The sequence below is a fragment of the Brevibacterium sp. 1718 genome (assembly GCF_051131255.1).
GTDB classification, from domain to species: Bacteria; Actinomycetota; Actinomycetes; order Actinomycetales; family Brevibacteriaceae; genus Brevibacterium; species Brevibacterium sediminis.
In genome coordinates, this window is record NZ_CP186550.1 from 387,993 (window position 1) to 406,579 (window position 18,587).

General features: G+C 63.8%; 17 protein-coding genes. 11 read left to right on the top strand and 6 right to left on the bottom strand.

Going from position 1 to position 18,587, the window contains the following annotated elements:
• Positions 1–79: 79 nt before the first annotated feature.
• The 3 genes from ACOZ9V_RS01730 to ACOZ9V_RS01740 all read left to right on the top strand — a co-directional run bounded on the left by ACOZ9V_RS01730 (position 80) and on the right by ACOZ9V_RS01740 (position 2,854).
• On the top strand, positions 80–1,636 hold the full coding sequence (locus ACOZ9V_RS01730; protein WP_434593057.1) for an aspartate ammonia-lyase: 1,557 nt from the start codon (positions 80–82) through the stop codon (positions 1,634–1,636).
• Positions 1,637–1,817: 181 nt separating this feature from the next.
• A complete protein-coding gene (locus ACOZ9V_RS01735; protein ID WP_181271367.1) occupies positions 1,818–2,234 on the top strand; it encodes a VOC family protein in 417 nt (138 codons plus the stop codon).
• A gap of 17 nt (positions 2,235–2,251) precedes the next feature.
• Positions 2,252–2,854, top strand: a complete 603-nt coding sequence (locus ACOZ9V_RS01740) for a YdeI/OmpD-associated family protein (RefSeq protein ID WP_229664056.1) — start codon at positions 2,252–2,254, stop codon at positions 2,852–2,854.
• A gap of 6 nt (positions 2,855–2,860) precedes the next feature.
• Here ACOZ9V_RS01740 and ACOZ9V_RS01745 read toward each other — a convergent pair whose 3' ends face one another.
• The 4 genes from ACOZ9V_RS01745 to ACOZ9V_RS01760 are packed head-to-tail and all read right to left on the bottom strand — an operon-like array spanning position 2,861 to position 9,008.
• A complete protein-coding gene (locus ACOZ9V_RS01745) occupies positions 2,861–3,625 on the bottom strand; it encodes an enoyl-CoA hydratase (RefSeq protein WP_181271365.1) in 765 nt (254 codons plus the stop codon).
• Positions 3,622–4,851: a CaiB/BaiF CoA transferase family protein gene (locus ACOZ9V_RS01750; RefSeq protein ID WP_434593062.1), complete on the bottom strand. Its 1,230-nt coding sequence runs from the start codon at positions 4,849–4,851 to the stop codon at positions 3,622–3,624. Before ACOZ9V_RS01750 ends, ACOZ9V_RS01745 begins: the two co-directional genes overlap by 4 nt.
• Before the next feature lie 31 nt (positions 4,852–4,882).
• Entirely contained in the window at positions 4,883–7,837 is a 2,955-nt protein-coding gene (locus tag ACOZ9V_RS01755; RefSeq protein WP_434593065.1) for an FAD-binding and (Fe-S)-binding domain-containing protein, read from the bottom strand.
• Positions 7,838–7,844: 7 nt separating this feature from the next.
• Positions 7,845–9,008, bottom strand: a complete 1,164-nt coding sequence (locus ACOZ9V_RS01760; protein WP_181271362.1) for a pyridoxal-phosphate-dependent aminotransferase family protein — start codon at positions 9,006–9,008, stop codon at positions 7,845–7,847.
• A 407-nt stretch (positions 9,009–9,415) separates the two neighbouring features.
• On the opposite strand from ACOZ9V_RS01760, the gene ACOZ9V_RS01765 reads away from it, so the two are divergent.
• Positions 9,416–10,894, top strand: a complete 1,479-nt coding sequence (locus tag ACOZ9V_RS01765) for an SLC13 family permease (RefSeq protein WP_434593068.1) — start codon at positions 9,416–9,418, stop codon at positions 10,892–10,894.
• A 272-nt stretch (positions 10,895–11,166) separates the two neighbouring features.
• Positions 11,167–12,264, top strand: a complete 1,098-nt coding sequence (locus tag ACOZ9V_RS01770) for a type I restriction endonuclease (RefSeq protein WP_181271360.1) — start codon at positions 11,167–11,169, stop codon at positions 12,262–12,264.
• Between the two features lie 80 nt (positions 12,265–12,344).
• Here ACOZ9V_RS01770 and ACOZ9V_RS01775 read toward each other — a convergent pair whose 3' ends face one another.
• Positions 12,345–15,443 (bottom strand): DEAD/DEAH box helicase, encoded by a 3,099-nt coding sequence (locus tag ACOZ9V_RS01775; protein WP_434593072.1) that lies wholly within the window; start codon positions 15,441–15,443, stop codon positions 12,345–12,347.
• Between the two features lie 208 nt (positions 15,444–15,651).
• Between ACOZ9V_RS01775 and ACOZ9V_RS01780 the strand changes: the two genes are divergently transcribed.
• The 6 genes from ACOZ9V_RS01780 (at position 15,652) to ACOZ9V_RS01805 (ending at position 17,962) form a co-directional block, all read left to right on the top strand.
• Complete coding sequence (locus ACOZ9V_RS01780) at positions 15,652–16,104, top strand: alcohol dehydrogenase catalytic domain-containing protein (protein ID WP_434595461.1); 453 nt, start codon at positions 15,652–15,654, stop codon at positions 16,102–16,104.
• Positions 16,105–16,126: 22 nt separating this feature from the next.
• Positions 16,127–16,570, top strand: coding sequence for a zinc-binding dehydrogenase (locus tag ACOZ9V_RS01785; protein WP_434593075.1), 444 nt, complete (start codon positions 16,127–16,129; stop codon positions 16,568–16,570).
• Positions 16,527–16,724: a hypothetical protein gene (locus ACOZ9V_RS01790; RefSeq protein ID WP_434593078.1), complete on the top strand. Its 198-nt coding sequence runs from the start codon at positions 16,527–16,529 to the stop codon at positions 16,722–16,724. Before ACOZ9V_RS01785 ends, ACOZ9V_RS01790 begins: the two co-directional genes overlap by 44 nt.
• A 127-nt stretch (positions 16,725–16,851) precedes the next feature.
• On the top strand, positions 16,852–17,220 hold the full coding sequence (locus tag ACOZ9V_RS01795) for a DUF4440 domain-containing protein (protein ID WP_181271358.1): 369 nt from the start codon (positions 16,852–16,854) through the stop codon (positions 17,218–17,220).
• Positions 17,217–17,666, top strand: coding sequence for a VOC family protein (locus tag ACOZ9V_RS01800; protein ID WP_181271357.1), 450 nt, complete (start codon positions 17,217–17,219; stop codon positions 17,664–17,666). The genes ACOZ9V_RS01795 and ACOZ9V_RS01800 overlap by 4 nt, the downstream gene beginning before the upstream one ends.
• Positions 17,663–17,962: a biopolymer transporter Tol gene (locus ACOZ9V_RS01805; RefSeq protein ID WP_139469483.1), complete on the top strand. Its 300-nt coding sequence runs from the start codon at positions 17,663–17,665 to the stop codon at positions 17,960–17,962. The genes ACOZ9V_RS01800 and ACOZ9V_RS01805 overlap by 4 nt, the downstream gene beginning before the upstream one ends.
• Before the next feature lie 67 nt (positions 17,963–18,029).
• On the opposite strand, the gene ACOZ9V_RS01810 is transcribed toward ACOZ9V_RS01805, so the two are convergent.
• Positions 18,030–18,494, bottom strand: a complete 465-nt coding sequence (locus ACOZ9V_RS01810) for an SRPBCC family protein (RefSeq protein WP_139469482.1) — start codon at positions 18,492–18,494, stop codon at positions 18,030–18,032.
• Positions 18,495–18,587 lie beyond the last annotated feature (93 nt).

The following is an 18,587-nucleotide window of genomic DNA, read 5'->3' on the forward strand; positions in this document are numbered from 1 at the left end:
TCGCGAGGCACCACTTCGTTCCGCCCTCGTTCTCTCGGCTCTTCGGCCGACAGGCGAAATGTGAGAGTCTGAAGACACTATGACTGAGTCGACTTCATCCTCACCGCAGACCGCTTCGATTCCCCTGACCTCGCAGAACCCGCAGACCGTGCCCACCCGCACCGAGACCGACTCGATCGGCAGCATGGAGATCCCCGACACCGCCTATTGGGGCGTGCACACTGCCCGGGCGAACGAGAACTTCCCGATCACCCGCCGCCCGATCAACGTCTACCCCGATTTCGTCCGCGCCTTCGCCTGCGTCAAACAGGCCGCGGCCCGGGCGAATGCGGAGATCGGGGCGCTCGACGAGCAGCGGGCGAACCTCATCGACTCCGCGTGTGAAGAGATCAAGGCCGGCAAGCTCCACGATCAGTTCACCGTCGGCGTCGTACAGGGCGGAGCCGGCACCTCGACGAATATGAACGCCAACGAGGTCATCACCAACCGCGCCCTCGAGATCGCCGGTCGACCCAAGGGAGACTACGCCTTCCTCAACCCGAACGACCACACCAACCACAGTCAGTCGACGAACGACACCTACCCGACCGCCATCAAGATCGCACTGGCGTTCTCACTGCAGAACCTCCTCGGTGAGCTCACCCTGCTCGCCGACGCCTTCGCGGCCAAGGGGCGGGAATTCGCCCACATCGTCAAGGTCGGGCGCACCCAGCTGCAGGATGCGGTGCCGATGACCCTCGGACAGGAGTTCACCGCGTTCGCGGTGACTCTGCGTGAGGACGTTCAGCGGCTCGAAGAGGCAGTCGCCCTCCTCGGCGAGGTGAACATGGGAGCCACGGCGATCGGAACCTCGATCAACGCGCCGGTCGGCTACAAGGAAGCGGTCATCGAACACCTGCGGAAGATCACCGGTCTCGACCTCGTCACGGCCGGCGACCTGGTCGAATCCACCTCCGACACCGGAGTCTTCATCACCTTCTCCGGTGCGCTCAAGCGCAGTGCTCTGAAGTTGTCGAAGATCGCCAACGACCTGCGCCTGCTGTCCTCGGGGCCCCAGGCCGGCCTCGGCGAGATCAACCTGCCCGCCCGTCAGGCGGGGTCGTCGATCATGCCCGGCAAGGTCAATCCGGTCATCCCCGAGGCGGTCTCCCAGGTTGCGTACTCCGTGGCCGGGGCCGACGTCACCGTGTCCATGGCCGTCGAGGCTGGACAGCTGCAGCTCAACGCCTTCGAGCCGATCGTCGCCCACTCGCTGTTCCAGTCGATCACGTGGCTCGAGCGGGCCTGCCAGACATTCCGGGTCAACTGCGTCACCGGAATCACTGCCAACGAGGACCGGCTGAACGATATCGTCGACCGCTCCGTCACCGTCATCACCGCGCTCGCCCCGGTCATCGGCTATGCCTCGGCTGCGAAGTTGGCCAAGGAGGCTCTGGCGAGGAACGAATCGATCTCGGACCTCGTCGTCGAACACGGTCTGCTCGAGCGAGATCAGCTCGGTGAGATCCTCAGCCCCGAACGGCTGACCGGAATGCCGGCCGACGACAGCGTGGACAATTCGGCCGACAGCGCCGAGGCGGTTCCTCGGGACGAGATGACGGGGGAGCTTCCTGTCATCCCTGATGCGGAGGGCTAGGCGGCTCGGTTGTCCGCCGCCAAGCGCGCGGGCTGCTGCTTCGACGCTCGATGGTCGCAGTCCGCCCAAGGCATCGACGGACTGCACATGTCGTGTGCCCGCGCGCGTAACCTTGCAGGAGCACTGTGCACGTGGAACCACTGATTCTCCGACCGATGACAGCTCCGAGAGGTGACGCACGATGTCGATTGATGCCTATATCTTCTACAGCGACGGACAATGCGCTGAAGCGTTCAATCACTACCAGGAGATCTTCGGCGGCGAGCTGACGATTATGCCGATGAAGGACGTTCCCGAAGATCAGCGAATGCCCGGTTCGACCGACGAGACCGTCATGCATGCCGCGCTGAAATTCGGGGACACCCTGCTGATGGGATCGGATGACACCACGGGCGATGGAGGTCCGAGACAGGGGATCGCTCTGTCCTACACAGCCTCCGACCTTGAGACCGCCGGCACGGTGTTCGCCGGTCTGTCTGACGGAGGCGAGGTTCAGATGCCTCTGGGGCCGACGTTCTGGTCCGAAGGGTTCGGCATGTGCCTCGATCGGTACGGAGTGCCGTGGATCGTCGATACTGCCGCGTTGTCTGACGGTTGATGGCGCAGCGCACCCCCGTGACGACTAACGACGACCAGCCCCTGGTCGAGAACTCGCCCACGTCACCACTGGTCCTCGCCGACCTCGACGCCTGGCGCGAATGGCTGATCGCCAACGAAGATTCGTCAAAGGGTGTGTGGTTGCTCATGGCGAAGAAGAACGTCACCACACCGACCTCGCTGAGCTACCAAGACGCCCTCGAGGAAGCACTGTGCGGAGGCTGGATCGACGGTCAGCGCCGCAGCTTCGATGCGACGACGTTCGTCCAGCGCTTCACCCCGCGACGTCCGCGCTCGAACTGGTCGAAGCGCAATGTCGAGATCATCGGCAGTCTCGAGGTCGACGGTCGTCTGCGGGATCGTGGCCGCGCCGAGGTGCGCCTGGCCCAGGACGATGGCCGCTGGGAGAATGCCTACCCCAGACAGTCGGAGGCCACCGTCCCCGATGACCTGCGTGACGCCCTCGCCGAGGCGCCCGCCGCGCAGGCCGCCTTCGATACCCTCAACCGCGCGGAGAGGTTCACGGCCATGCTGCCGATCCTCACCGCCCGCACCGAGACGACCAGGGCCAGGATCATCGCCCGACTCGTCGACCGCCTCGGCGAGGGGAGTCAGGACTGAACCGACTTACTCCCCGGTCCACTCCACCGGGGTCTTGGTGAGGAATCCTTCGACGGCGTTCGCGAAATCCTGGCTGCCGTAGACCTTCGCGATGACATCCGCATCGTCGACGGGTCCGCCGGCACCCAGCCGGCGGAGGTTCTCCTTGATCGCCCACTGCGTCAGCGGTGCCCCGGAAACGACCCGCTCGATGAGTGCTTCGGCTTCGGCGTCGAGATCCTCGGCGACCGCGGTGAGGAACCCCGAGTCCAGCGCTGCCTGCGCGTCGACCTTCCGAGCGGTGATGAGCATCGACGCGGTCCGCGGTTCCCCGAACGCCCGGACCAACCGGCGCAACGTGTTCGCCGAGAGAGTGTTGCCCAAGGTGCGGGCGATGGGGACGGAGAACGCCGAGGCGGTCGATCCGATCCGCACATCCGCGCAGCACGCGATCCCCAGACCTCCGCCCACACAGTGGCCGTCGATGACGGCGATGACCGGTTTGTCGACCGCAGCCAGAGCCCCGAGCACCTCGTCGATGCGCTGCTCGTACGCGACTCCGTCCTCACCGGTGAACCCCCGGAACTGCGCGATGTCCGTGCCGGCCACGAAGGCTCGGCCCCCGGCTCCACGGAGGACGAGGGCACGCAGATCAGGATTCGCGTCGACCTGGGCGGCCGCCTCGGCGAGCTTCTGGTACATCTCGAACGTCATCGCATTGCGCGCCTCGGGACGGTTGAACGTGACGCGAAGGGTGCGTCCGACGACCTCGGTGATCACCTGATCGCTCATGACCGGACCTCCTCGGTGATGGTGTCGGTTCCGGCAGGGGCGGAGTCCGAGTCGGACCCGGCCGTCCCGGTACTGCCCGCGAACTCCGCGAGCACCCGGTCGGTGTCCGCACCGAGCGACGGTCCGGCCGGACCGTGGGTCAGCTGCGAACGGGAGAAGCGCATCGGATTGCCCAGCTGCGTCACCTCGCCGAGGCGGGGGTGCTGGGAGGCCCAGAAGAAGTTCCGCTGCTGCAGGTGAGCGTCGGTGAAGACCTGCTCGTAGTCGTTGATCGGTGCGGCCGGGACACCCACGCGATTCATCTCCTCGACCACCTCCGCGATGGTGCGGGCGCGCAGCCGATCCTCGATGACGGCGATGAGGGCCTCTCGGTTGGCAAACCGCAGTGCTGGCTCGGCGTACTTCGGGTGATGCTCGAGATCGGCGAGGTCGAAGGCCGAGCAGAACCGCGTCCACGTGGCCGGAGTGTTCGCACCGATGGTGACGAAGCCGTCGCCGACCTCGATCGCCTGATACGGCGCCTGCGCCTGATGAGCCGAACCGTTCGGACGACTCACCGTCCCGGCACCGAAGTACCCGCCGGCCTCCCACACCGCCAGGGATACGGCGGACTCGAAGAGGGAGACATCGAGGTACTGCCCCTGCCCGGAATCGCGCCGTTCATAGAGGGCGGAGACGATGCCGAGCGCGACGTAGAGCGCGGTCGAGAGGTCAGAGATCGGCACTCCGATCTTCGCCGGCGGCTGATCGGGGAATCCGGTGATGCTCATCAGCCCCGATCGGGCCTGCGCCATGATGTCGAGGCCGGCCAGGGGAGCCAGCGGACCGTCCTGACCCCACCCCGAGGCGGAGGCGTAGATGAGATCGGGATGATCCTCGCGCAGATCCTCGTATCCGAAGCCCATCTTTGTCAGCGCCCCGGGTCGCATGTTCTCCACGAGGACATCCGCCTCGGCGAGCAGGGAGTGCAGGCCGGCTCGGCCTGCGTCGGATTTGAGGTCGAGGACGATCGATTCCTTGTTTCGGTTGAGCCGGATGAACGGGCTCGATTCGCCGTCGACGAAGGGCCCCGAAGCGCGCATCGGATCGCCGCCCGGCGGTTCGATCTTGATGACGCGCGCGCCCATATCGGCCAGCTGCATCGTCGCGTATGGCCCGGCGATGAACACGCCGAGCTCGAGCACGGTCACCCCCGACAGCGGTCCTGGTGCTGAGTCGTCACTCATTGCGTCCTCTCTGATCGGTTGGTCTGTGCAATCACGCTTCGGCGGCTTCGGGCAGGCGGGAGGGGCGGGCCGAATGCCCGGGCTTCGACGCCTCGCCGGTGAGCAGCTGCGGAAGCGTCATGCCGTTCACGTTCGCGAGGTCCGCCGCCTGAGTGCGGCAGGAGAACCCGTCGGCCAGGTAGATCGAATCCGCCGGCGCATCCCGCAGGGCCGGCAGCAGAGCGTTCTCGGCCACCGCCACCGAAGTCTCGTAATGGCCGGCCTCCATACCGAAGTTCCCGGCCAGACCGCAGCAGCCGGCAAGTTCGCGCACGGTCGCACCGGTCCGCTCGAGGAGAGCGCGGTCCGCGGCGAAGCCCATGACCGAATGCTGGTGGCAGTGCGGTTGGACGACGACGGTGCGTCCCGTGAGATCGGGAACGTCGAGCTTCGCGTCGACGAGGACCTCGGCCAGCGTCGAGGTGGCCACCGCGATCCGGCGAGCCCGTTCGTCATCGGGGAAGAGATCGCCGAGGTCGCTGCGCAGCACCGCGGTGCAGCTCGGTTCGATGCCGACGATCGGAATGCCCTTCCGGGCGTAGGGATCGAGGATCTCCATCGTCGATTCGAGCTTCCGCTTCGCCGCGTCGAGCTGTCCGGTGGAGATGAGCGTGAGCCCGCAGCAGGCTTGCTGCTCCGGCAGGAGGATTTCGAATCCGGTCGATTCCAGCAGGTCGACGGCCGTCCTGGCCCCGGCATCAGAGAGGTATTCGGTGAACGAATCCGCCCACAGCAGGACCTGTTTCTTCTCAGTCTGGGAGGTGCTCACGTATTCGTCGGCGATGAGGGCGTCGCGATCCGCCGCTGAGGCATCGCGCGCCTCGGCGGGGGAGATGCGGGACTTCGCCCAGCGGGAGAACCGGCGATCATTGAACCGGACCATCTTCCGGCGGGGGTCCATCCCGCCGCCGGTCAGGACGAGCTTGGCCAGGGGACGGAACCCCAGCGCCGCGTTCGCCACGGCGCTGACTCCGGGCACGGCGGTGAGCAGGCGGCCCCAGGTGGGCAGCCAGCCGAGCGAATAGTGCGCGAGGGGACGGAGCCTGCCGCGATAGGTGCGGTGGAGCACCTCAGATTTGTACTGGGCCATGTCGACTCCGGCCGGACAGTCGGACGAACAGGCCTTGCAGCTCAAGCACAAGTCGAGGGACTCGGCCACCTCGGCGCTGTCGAATGCGTTGATCAGGCCTCCGTTGGTCACCTCTTGGAGGACCCGGGCGCGACCGCGGGTGGAGTCCTTCTCATCTTTCGTCGCCAGATACGACGGGCACATGAACCCGCCGGACCCGGACGTGTCGGCACGGCATTTGCCGACGCCCACGCAGCGGTGGACGGCGTTCGTGAAGCTGCCTTTGTCGTGAGCGAAGGAGAAACCGCCGGCCGTGCCGATCGAGATCGACTGCGGCCTGCGCAGGTCGGAGATGATCGGCAGCGGGTCGACGATGATGCCCGGATTGAGCAGGCTGTTCGGGTCGAAGAGCCGTTTGACCTCGCCGAGGGCGGCGATCGCTTCATCCGAGTGCTGAAGGCTGAGGAGTTCGGACCTGGCTCGCCCATCGCCGTGCTCGCCGGAGGCGGATCCGCCGTATTTCGTGACGAGACGTCCGGCCTCCATGACGAAGTCGCGGAAGACCTCGACGCCGTCGGGGCGGTCGAAGGGGAAGTCCGTGCGCATGTGTACGCAGCCGTCTCCGAAGTGCCCGTAGGGCAGGCCGCGGATTCCGTAGGAGGCCATCAGCTCGTCCTGGTCCCGCAGGTAGTCGCCGAGCACCTCGGGCGGGACCGCGGCGTCCTCCCATCCGGTCCAGGCGGGGTCGCCGTCTTCGGTGCGTCCGGCCAGTCCGCCGGCATCGGCGCGGATGCCCCACAGGGTGCTTGCCTCTTTGCCGGCGGGCAGGATACGGAAGTGATCGGTGTCGGCATCGGCGGCAATGACCTGGGCATTCGCGACGGCTTCGTCCGCGGTGGCGCCGGCGACCTCGATGAGCAGCCAGCCCTTGCCCGCCGGCAGTTCGGGCACGGCATCCTTGCCCTTGTGGTTGCGGACCATGTCCATGAGCCGCGAGTCGATGCCTTCGACGGCGAGCGGGCCGTGGGGCAGCACCCGGGGGACGGCATCGGCGGCTTCGAACATGTCCGGGTAGCCGAGGACGAGCACCGTGGGTGAGTTCGGAAGATCGCCGAGGCTGACGACCGCCTCGGTGATCGTCGACAGTGTGCCTTCGCTGCCGACGAGAAACTTCGCGAGGTTCGGGCCGTTCTCCGGGAGCAGATGCTCCATCGCATAGGCCGAGGCCTGGCGGCTGAACCGGCCGAACTCGGTGCGGATGACTCCGAGGTGACGGCCGGCCACCTCGGCGAGTCCGGGAATGGGATCGAGCCCAGCGCCGGCGAGGAACGAGCGGCCGGTGCCGTCGATGGCTGTCATCTCGACGATGTTGTCGACGGTGCGCCCGGCCGAGATCGCGTGCGGTCCGCAGGAGTTGTTGCCGATTATGCCCGCGATCGTCGCCCGGTTCTTCGTCGAGGGATCGGGTCCGAAGGTCAGCCCGTGCGGTTTCCCGGCCTTCTGCAGCTCGCTCATGAGCACACCCGGTTCGACTCGGGCGGTCTTCGCCGTCGGGTCGATGTCGAGGATGTGGTTGAGGTGGCGGGAGAAGTCGATGACGATCCCGGTTCCGATCGAGTTGCCGGCCTGTGAGGTGCCGCCGCCGCGGGAGGTGATGGGCACCCGATGCGACCTGGCCACATCGAGGACCGAGACGACGTCGGCCGTGGACTTCGGGAAGGCGACGACCTGTGGGACCACTCGGTAATTCGACGCGTCGACGGCATATTCGGCCAGCCGGCGGGGCGAGGTGTCTACGGTGCCTGCGATGCTGCGGGTGAGATCGGTGACGACGTCGGTGACGTCCGTGTTCGTGTCAGCAGTCGTGTCAGCGCTCATGGTGAGCTCAGCTCTCGCGGAGGATGTCGAGGGCGGCTCCGAGGCCTGCCGGGTCGACCTTCACTCCCGCCAGCTGCAGTCCCATCTGGACGCCCGCGAGGGTTCCGGCGAGGGTGAGATCGTTGAGATCGCCGAGGTGGCCGATTCGGAAGACCGTCCCCTGGAGTTTGGACAGGCCCGCCCCCAGAGACATGTCGAAGCGGTCGAGGATGATCTTTCTCAACTCGTCTGCGTCGTGCCCTTCGGGCATGACGACGGCGGTGAGGACGGGGGAGTATTCGCTCTCGTTCGTGCACAGCACTTCCAAGCCCCAGGCTTCGACTGCGGCTCGGGTCGCTTCGCCGAAGCGGATGTGTCGGGCGAAGACGTTGTCGAGACCTTCCTCGTTGAGCAGCCGCAGGGATTCCTTGAGGCCGTAGAGGATGTTCGTGTTCGGGGTGTAGGGAGTCATCCCGTTTCTGCCGGCGGCGAGCATCTCCGTCCAGTTCCAGACGGACTTCGGCAGGGTCGAGGTTTCGTGGGCCTCTAAGGCCTTGTCGCTCACAGCATTGAAGGACAGTCCTGGTGGGAGCATGAGGCCCTTCTGCGAACCGGAGACGGTGACATCGACGCCCCACTCGTCGTGACGGTAGTCGACCGAACCGAGCGAGGAGATCGTGTCGACCATGAACAGGGCCGGGTGGTCTGCGGCGTCGATGGCCGCGCGGATCTCGGGTATGCGGCTCGTGACGCCGGTCGAGGTCTCGTTGTGGACGACGCATACGGCTTTGAAGCGATGATCGGTGTCGGCGGCGAGGGCCTCACCGATCTTCTGCGGATCGGCGCCGGTGCGCCAGTCGCCGGCGATGACTGTGGGTTTGAGTCCCCATTTCTCGGCCATCGTCTTCCACAGTGAAGAGAAATGCCCGGTTTCGAAACAGAGGATCTCATCGCCGGGGTTGAGGGTGTTGACCAGTGCGGCTTCCCAGGCTCCGGTTCCCGTGGCCGGGTAGATGACGACCTGGTTCGAGGTGCCGAAGACGTCGGCCATGCCTGTGAGCACATGGCTGAAGAGTTCTTTGAATGCCGGTCCGCGATGGTCGATCGTGGGCATGGAGATGGCGTGGAGAACGCTGTCCGGAACATTGCTGGGTCCCGGAATCTGAAGGAAATGCCGTCCGCTGATTGTCATTGAAGAATCCTCTCTGATTCCACGATGCGGTACATCACTTTCATTTGACGCTACCACAATGGTTTCGAGAGAAAAATGCCTTTTCCAGGATTCGGAACGGAGATTTGTGGCATTCTGCTCGCCGGTCGAGTTGAGCCTTTTCTGCCCAGTTCGGATTTCGGTATTCCATTTTCCCTGAGCTTCTGACGTGGAGTTCTGTGCTGTTCTGTGCCGAAAGGATTTCTTTGAAAACCACGGGTTGGTATACATGCTCCTGTTATTCGGGAAAGTGAAGTCGAGGTCTTGACGGTTCGGAATTCCTCGGGGCAGACTTTCATAAAGTAGCAGCAAGATTTCCACATCGTGGAATGTCGGTTGCGGCAATGGGGTCGTTTCCGACTGATTAACACATCGCATAGGAGCGAATTGTGTCTTTGGAAATTGCTTCGATACTCGTCCTGGTGGCTTTGTTCGTCATCGCCACCTTTGTTTCGGTCCATATGGGTGCGCTCGCGCTCATGGCGACCTTCCTGTTCGGAACCTTTGTCCTGGGAGAGGACGTCGACACTCTGCTGTCTGGCTTCCCCGCGGATCTGTTCCTCATCCTCGTCGGCGTGACCTATCTCTTCGCCTTGGCGAAGGACAACGGGACGGTCGACTGGATCGTCCATATACTCGTCAAAGCTGTCGGCGGCCGAATAGCGCTCATCCCGTGGGTGTTCTTCGTCGTCACGGCGCTTCTCTCCGGCTTCGGCTCGGTGGTGCCGGCAGCCATCGCGATCATCGCGCCGATGGGGATGGGTTTCTCTCGTCGGTACGGCATTCGGCCGTTGCTCATGGGGCTGATGGTCATCAACGGTGCGACTGCGGGTGGATTCTCGCCGTTGAGCATCTTCGGCACGATCACCAACCAGGTCGTCGAGCGCAATGACCTACCGGGCAGCCCTCTGCTGCTCTTCCTTGCCTCCTTCGTCTTCAACGTCGTCCTCGGCTTCGTCTGCTTCTTCCTCTTCGGCGGGCGGGAGCTGCTGGGCAAGCGCGACCTCGGACATGGGCTCGAGGACAAGGACGGGGAACTGGTCAACGTCGGAACCTCCGGTGAGGGCGACGGCACCGATTCCGGCAGCGGCACCGGTGGCAGCGGCAGCTCGGGTACGTCCGGCTCAAGCGGTGCCGGGGTGGGCGGTTCTGGCAGCGGATCGGTCGGCTCGCCCGCGCCGTATCACGACCCCGAGCGGAGGGCAGCTCGACGGTCTGTCCAGACGACGATGGTCAAGGACACCGAGGAGGATGTCGAAGTCACCACCCTCGATCTCAAGCGCATCGTCACACTTGTCGGACTCATCGTTCTCGCGGTCATGGTCGTGCCCCCGCTCAATCAGGACGTCGGCTTCACCGCGATCAGCATCGCCGTGATTATTTCGTTCTTCTCTCCCCGCATCAGCAAGGGCGCGGTGAGCAAGATCGCGTGGCCGACCGTCCTTCTCATCTGCGGCATCGTCACCTATGTCGAACTCATGGAACGTTTGGGCACGATCGATTGGCTCGGCGGGCAGGTCGCCGGCATGGGAGCTCCGCTGTTCGCGGCCCTGATCATCTGTTTCATCGGCGCAGTCGTCTCTGCCTTCGCGTCGACGACGGGCATCCTCGGCGCACTCATTCCTCTGGCTGTGCCGTTCCTGCTCACGGGCAGCGTGGGCGAGATCGGGCTGATCATCGCTTTGGCGATCTCGTCTTCGGTGGTCGATTCCTCACCGTTCTCCACCTCGGGGGCGCTCGTCGTCGCTAACTCTCCGGAAGATCAGCGGGACAGGGTGTTCAAGCAGCTCATGGTGTGGGGCTTCTCGATGGTCGTCATCGCACCAATCGTCACTTGGTTGATCTTCGTCGTTCCGGGTTGGGGGTGAGCCGCTCAAGTTCGTCGCTGGTCGCCTGCAGTTGCCCCGTCGTTCGTCGGCGGGGCAACTGTCAATAGTTGGGTTCATCGTCCGATCGGAAGAGTCGCGATCGTCGCAATCGCGTCAGTGATTGGGGCGGGTGCGTGAGCCGATGGTGGCTGCGTAGGTAACTGATTGACAACTTTGCCGATACCAAGGACGACTGAGCCGCCGGTTTCATTCCACACGGGCTACAGTCTGAAATTGCGAAACTATCACTGAAGTGCATTTGTGGAGGAACAATGGAGTTCGAAGAACGACTGTCTGCCCTGGCTGCCAAGGTTGGAAACCAGCGAGAGGCGATTCAGACCGAAGAGGCAACGAAGAATGCGTTCATCATGCCTTTCATCTCAACCATCTTGGGCTACGACATCTTCAACCCGCTTGAGGTAGTGCCCGAGTTCTCTGCCGATGTCGGAGTGAAGAAGAACGAGAAGGTCGACTACGCCATCATGCGCGATGGCGAAGTGCAGATCCTCATCGAGTGCAAGAAATCGACGGAGCCGCTGAAGATCGAACACGCTTCCCAGCTGTTCCGGTACTTCTCCGTGACAAATGCGCGGATTGCTGTGCTCACAAACGGCGAGGTCTATAACTTCTACACCGATCTCGATGCGCCGAACAAAATGGACGACAGACCGTTCCTTGTGCTCGACCTCAACGAGATCGACGAGACGATCGTTCCGGAGCTCAAGAAGTTGACCAAAGAAGTGTTCGACCTCGACTCGGTGGTGAGCGCGGCAGAAGAACTGAAGTACGTCGGAGCCATCAAGAGAGAAATTGCGGGGCAGTTCAAGGAGCCCGACGAGGCGTTCGTGCGACTATTCACGAGTCGCGTCTACGAAGGGCGCTTCACTCAGGACACCAAGGCGCAGTTCACTCAGCTGGTGTCCAAAGCAGCGAAGCAATTCCTCAATGAAAGGGTGAATGATCGCCTGAAGACTGCGTTAGGAGCCTCTGAGACCGCAATGCCTGTGCAAGTTTCGAACGGAGAGGCTGTCACCAGCGCGGAAGTAGCCGAATCGGACCTGGATCGAGACACCGAACTTGAGACAACCCTGGAGGAACTTGAGGGCTATCAGATCGTCAAGGCGATCAGCTGCAGTGAGGTGAAGCCCGAGCGCGTTGCACAGCGTGATGCCAAGTCCTACTTCGCTGTGCTCTTGGACGACAACAATCGGAAGCCGATTGCCCGGCTCCACTTCAACGGTAAGAAGCAGAAATACATTGGCATCTTCGACGCAGACAAGAACGAGTCCCGGCATCCGATCGACGGTCTCGACGAAATCTATCTGCACGCAGACGCGATCAGAGAAACGGTGAAAGGTTACATCAGCTAGGAAGAGATCCGCGGGAATATTTACTTTAAGCCACCTAAAGTAAATATTCTCGTGCGATCTGTGAGGTTAGCCGGAGCCCTCTACCCCTCGAACAGCCCCTTGATATCCGCGGCTGTGACCGTCTGGCTGAACGCCTGGCCGTCCGGTCCGCGGCCCTGATAGGTGCCGGAGTCGGACATGAGCTCGTCGAAGAGTTCGGCCTTGCGCTTCTGCAGGGCGAGCACCTTCTCCTCGATCGTGCCCTCGGCGACATAGCGGTAGACCATGACGTTCTTCGTCTGCCCGATCCGATGCGCTCGGTCGATCGCCTGATTCTCCGAGGCGGGATTCCACCACGGATCCATGAGGAAGACGTAGTCCGCCTCGGTGAGGTTGAGCCCGAACCCGCCGGCTTTGAGGCTGATGAGGAACACCGGCGCCTCACCCGACCGAAACGCATCGACGACCGCCCCGCGGTTGCGCGTCGACCCGTCGAGGACGACATAGGGGATCCCGCGAGCGTCGAGGTCCGCGGCGACATTGGCCAGGAACGACGTGAACTGGCTGAACACGATCGACCGGTGGCCCTCGGCGATGACATCGTCGAGCCGTTCCAGGAGCGCCGCCAACTTCGACGACGGCACCTCAGTATGTTCGGCATCGACGATCGACGGATCGAGCGCAAGCATCCGCAGCAGCGTCAGCGAGCGGAAGACGATGAACCGCTGCTTGTCGTATTCGCTGTCGATGAAGCCGAGGATCTTCTTCCGCTCCTTCTGTAGAATCCGATCGTAGAGTCTCCGGTGCGCGGCGTTGAGCTCGACCGAGATGACCTGTTCCTGCTTCTCCGGCAGGTCTGCGGCCACGAGATCCTTGGTCCGGCGCATCATGAACGGTCGGATCCGCTTCTGCAGACGCTGCATCCGTCCCGGATTCTCACCCGACTCGATCGGACGCACGTACTCTTCCTCGAACCGGTGTGGACTCGGGAACAGTCCGGGCGCCGTGATCGAAAACAGTGACCACACGTCCTTGAGCGAGTTCTCCAGAGGAGTGCCCGTCAGCGCCAAGCGGAACGGTGCCCGCACTTCCTTCGCCGCCAGGTGGGTCTGTGCGGTGGAGTTCTTCACGAACTGCGCCTCGTCGAGGATGAGCCCCGCCCACTCCATCCGCGAGATCGGAGTCTCCTCCAACCGGAGCATCGCATACGACATGACGACGACATCGGCACCTCGAACCACCTCGGCGAGGTCGACCCCACGCGCCCGCGTCGATTCGGCCACGACACGAACATCGAGGTCAGGGGTGAAGGAGGTTGCCTCCTTCACCCAGTTCGGAACCACCGAGGTCGGTGCCACGACGAGGAAGGGCGGGAGCGTCGCATCGTCGTCAGCGAGGGAGCGTCTGGCCGCCTCGGCGAGGAATTCCTGGCTGCCAGCAAGGAATTCAGCCTTCGCGTGCTTGATGAGCGCGAGCGTCTGCAGGGTCTTGCCCAAGCCCATGTCGTCGGCGAGGATCCCGCCGAGGCGGCACCGGTAGAGCAGTGCCAACCACCGGAATCCCTGCACTTGATACGGGCGCAGCTTCGCACCGTTCAGGTCGGGGACCTCGGTCGCGGGCAGGTGTTCGAGGTCGGCCAATGCGCGCACGGAATCACGCCAAGTCACGGCCGGTTCGGACTCGTCGGCGAGGTCCTCGAAATCCGACCACAGACCCATATGCATCCGTGAGATCTTCGGCGCTCCGGGCTCCCATTCGGGGATGAGGTCCGCCTCGGCGAGGAGGGCCTTGAGCTTGTCGAAGATCGGCTTGTTCAGCGACAGGAACGAATCGTCGGAGAGCTTGATCTTCTTCGTCCCGGCGGCCAACGCCTTGTACAGCTTGACGAAGGGGACCGGGCGGCCGTCGATGCTGATCTGGAAGCCGAGGTCGAACCAGTCGTTCTTCTCCGACTCGACCGAGGTGATCTTCACGTTCGGCTCCCCGCCGAGCTCCCGGTACGGCTGCTTCTTCCCGCGCGTGATGACCTTGACGTGCTCGATCTCCTCGAGCCCGGGCAGGACGTTGACGACGAAATCCGCGGTGTCCGCGTCGTCGAGTTCGACGTCTTTGATGCCCGGCAGGGCGGACCCGGTTTCATGGGTGTCGGCGAGGAGTTTGTCGACCTCGGTGACGACGGCATCTTCGAAGTCGAGTTCGCGTTGCCCCGCATATTCCCTCGCCGAGGCGGCGCTGAGCTTCGCCCGATCGATGACGGGGAAGGTGCGACGGGGTCCCTGATATTCCCAGTACCAGCTTAAGGAGAGTTTGTCGCCGGCGCCGAAGGCGGCGAAGACGACAAGGCGGGGGCGACCGTACTGGGGGAAGGCGACGGTGGCGTCGCTGCTGATGACCTCGGCGCTGGAGCGCAGCTGCGGGTAGTACTCCTCGAAGAATTCTTCGGTTTCGGCCCCGGGAATGGTGATCGGCCCCGGGGACTGGAGCACGGGCAGTGCGGATTCCTTCGTCGGGGTCTCCGCGGGGGCCAGGGTGACGGTGAAACCGCTGGTGACGTCGACACCGAAGAAGCCGTGCGTCCAGATCGGCTTGATCAGACCGGGAGCATATTCGCGTTCGTCGATGGTCGCCCGCGTCTGCACCTGCAGGCGGTTGTGACTGCGGCGGATGTCGATGGCGGCGCGGGCGGTGTGCCCGATGCGGACGGTCATATCCGGATTGATGCCGACGAATTCGATGCCGAGCTTCTTCCCCTGCGTGAAGTGATCCCACAGCAGGGGAGTGCGGAAATCGCCGAGGTGGTACGGCGCACCGTCGGGCGTGAAGTCCGTCTTCCCGCGGGTGCGCAGTCCCGCGAGCTGGGTGAACCACTCCTGGTGAGCCGGGTCGATGTCGAACTGCCGGGCCATGCGGTCGATGGTGCGCCAGGTCAGGGACTTCTTCACCCAGTTGCCGGACTCGCTGAGCATGAGCGGGCGGATCGCGAGGCTCGGATTCGCGCCCGGGGTGACGTCGTCCTTGTTGAGGAGTACGGAGTGCTGAGCTTCGAACCATGTGCGGGGGATGACCTGGACGAGCTCGAATCCCAAGGCCACGGGCGTGTGCGAGTGCGGAGCCGCCTCGGCGAGCGGGGCGAAGGCATCACGCCAATCGGCGGGGATGGCGGCACCGGTCGCGGCGGCGGACGGTCGGGTTTCAGGCACGATGCCATCTTCTCATTGGAGGGTGACATGGGGTGACGGAGCTGTGTCAGGGGCGGGGTCATCGGCAACGTCGGGGCGTTGTTGTCGCGTTGCTCACCTTCGCCGGGAATTCATTGCCGACGATACGGGGCGGGGGTACGGTCGGAAGTGAACGGTCGATCGGAACATTCCGGCTCCGACCGACCTCGAGTCGAAGGAGTGTGCAGTGATGAAAGCAGTCCGTTATTACGGCAAAGAGGATCTGCGAGTCGAGGAGATCGACGAGCCCCAGACCCGCCCGGGAACCGTGAAGATCGCCCCCGCTTACAACGGAATCTGCGGCAGTGACCTTCATCTGTACCATGATGGTCCGATTCCGCCCGCCCCCACCACCGAGGATGCCCATCCGCTGTCGGGAGAGACCCTCCCCGTGGTGCTCGGCCACGAATTCTCAGGTGTCGTCGAAGAGTTGGGCGAAGGAGTCGAAGGTCTGTCGGTCGGTGACTCGGTGGTCGTCGAACCGCTGATGGTCGACGGCACGTGCCCGGCGTGCCAGCGCGGTGCGTACAACCTCTGCGAGCAGATGGGCTTCATCGGCATCTCCGGCCTCGGCGGCGGTCTGAGCGAGCACATCGTCGTCGAATCCCGGTGGGTCCACCCGGTGGGTCCACCCGGTGGGTGATATGCCGCTGGACCAGGCGGCGATGATCGAACCACTCGCTGTGGCACTCCACGGAGTCAAGCAGACGACGGCCGCCGAGGGACAGGTCGGAGTCGTCGGCGGAGCGGGACCGATCGGCCTCCTCGTCGCCGCCGTACTCAAGGCCAAGGGACTGAAGACGATCATCAGCGAGGTCTCGCAGATCCGTCGCGAGAAGGCGCAGAGCTCAGGCGTCGCCGATGTCGTCGTCGACCCGACGAGCGAAGATCTCAAGGCGATCGTGTCGGAGCAGACCTCGGATGCTATGGCCGACGTCGCATTCGACGCCGCTGGTGCCGCCCCCGTCGTCGGACAGCTGCTCGACGTGCTCGGCCACCGGTCGCCTGCAGGTCATCGCCATCCATGGCAAACCGGTCGAGGTCGATCTCACCGGCAAACTGATGATGCAGGATCGGACCCTCGGTGCCAGCGTCGGCTATGCCGATGACCACGCCGAGGCGATCGAACTCGTCCGTTCGGGCAAGGTCGATCTGGCTCCGTTCATCACCTCGAAGATCCTCGCCGACGATATCGTCAGCGACGGATTCGAGCGCCTGACGAAGAGCCTCGACGAGGTGAAGATCCTCGTCTCGATGAGTTGAGTCAGAAACTCTCGATTAGCCGAGACAGTCACATCGGGACGCGCACCGAAACGGTGCGCGTCCCTTGGCTGTACCTCCGAGGCTCGGTCTCAGCGGCGGTGTCAGGAGCGAGCGGTACAGTCGCCCCATGAATGAGAACAAAGAGGTTCACAGGCAGTTCTTCGACACCTATACCCGTGCGCTCATCGATCGGGACGCCGCAGCAATCGCCGATCATTACGCGGTTCCGGCGCTCATCGAGTTCCCGGGGCAGCGGATCCTCGTCACCGAGGCGGCGCAGACGGAGAGCTTCTTCGCGAGCGCTTTCGGACAGTACTCGGGCGTCACCGAGGTGAACGCCGAGGTCACGGTGGCGGCATCGACCGACCACAGCATCTGGGCCGACGTCACGTGGAAATATCAGGGAGGTGCCCCCGACGAGCGGAACATGTATCAGCTGGTGCGTATCGAAGACGGCTGGAAAATCGCGGTGCTCACGCCGTTGGAGCTCGGATGACGGATGAGGCGGAAGACGCTGGATTTCCTGAGCTGCTCCACACCGTCATCGATACGACCGAGCCGAGGATGCTCGCGGAGTTCTATCGACGGCTGCTCGGCTACGTCTATCGCCCGGGAGACGAACCGACCGACGGTCGCAGTTCAGGGACGAGTGCCGAGCCCGAGGTCCCCGACTGGCTGGTGCTCACTGATGCGAGTGGGAACCGGAAGCTCGCTTTTCAGCAGGTTGATCGCCTCGAACCGACGACGTGGCCGGCAACGGACATCCCCATGCAGATGCACCTCGACCTCACGGTGCCGAACCGGACCATGCTGGAACGACAGCTGCAGCGTGCCGAAGACCTGGGTGCCGAACTGCGCGTCGATCGTACCGACGATGAGGACGAACCGCTGTATGTCTTCACCGATCCCTCCGGCCATCCGTTCTGCATATTCGTCGCATGAGCGAGAACAGCGACAATGATGACGAGCGTTGGCTGATCGTCAAAGGACGCCGGTGGCGACGAACCGACCCAGCACTGGAACCGAGCGTGATCGAGGAACTCAAGAGCCGCCTCGGCGCCGCGAGGAACGCCGTCAAGCAGGCGAAGAAGCGGGGCGATGGAAAAGATCTCGCGGAGGCGAGACGGAGGGTGGATGTCGCGAAGAACGGCCTCGGCGAACGCGGTGAATATTGGTGGGAGATGTCGCTCGAAGACCGTCGTCGGCGCGCGGAGACGGCCCTGAACGAACTGCGCTGAGTTCGAACAGGGCCGTCAGGGTGCTGTCAGGCGTGAGGAACCCGCGCCTGCGCGCTGCTGCGCGGCGTTAGACTCCGGACACCGCTGCTGCCAGGTTGCCGAGGGACGACTCGAGGTCCTCTTCGCTGACGGCCGGGAAGTCGACCTGCTTGAGCACCTCCTTGTCGGTGACCGCGCTCCAGTCATAGGTCACGGAGACCTCGGTCGAGTCATGGCTGTGGGACGTGAGTTCCCAGACCCACTCCCAACCCGGTGGCTCCTCACCGGCTGGTGCCGTCTTCCAGGCGAGAAGCTTGTTCTCCTCATAGCCGATGACGTGGTTGTCGGTCTTGTAGTCGCCGCCCATCTTGTCCCAGTGCATATTCATCGAGAACTTCTGACCGACCTCGGTGATGCGATCGGTCTTGTCATCCGACTGGACCATTCCCGAGCCGTCGATCTCGGCATGACGCTCTGGATTGGAGAGGACGTGGAAGATGTCCTCTACGGGGGCATCGATCGTGCGGGAAGCGCTGATGCTCGTCTCATTCATGCTTGTCACCTTTCGTCAGATGGTGGCGGGAGTACGGGTCGGTCGACCCGTCCCTGACGGCCACGCTATACGCTCGATCCAAGTGACGGGAGG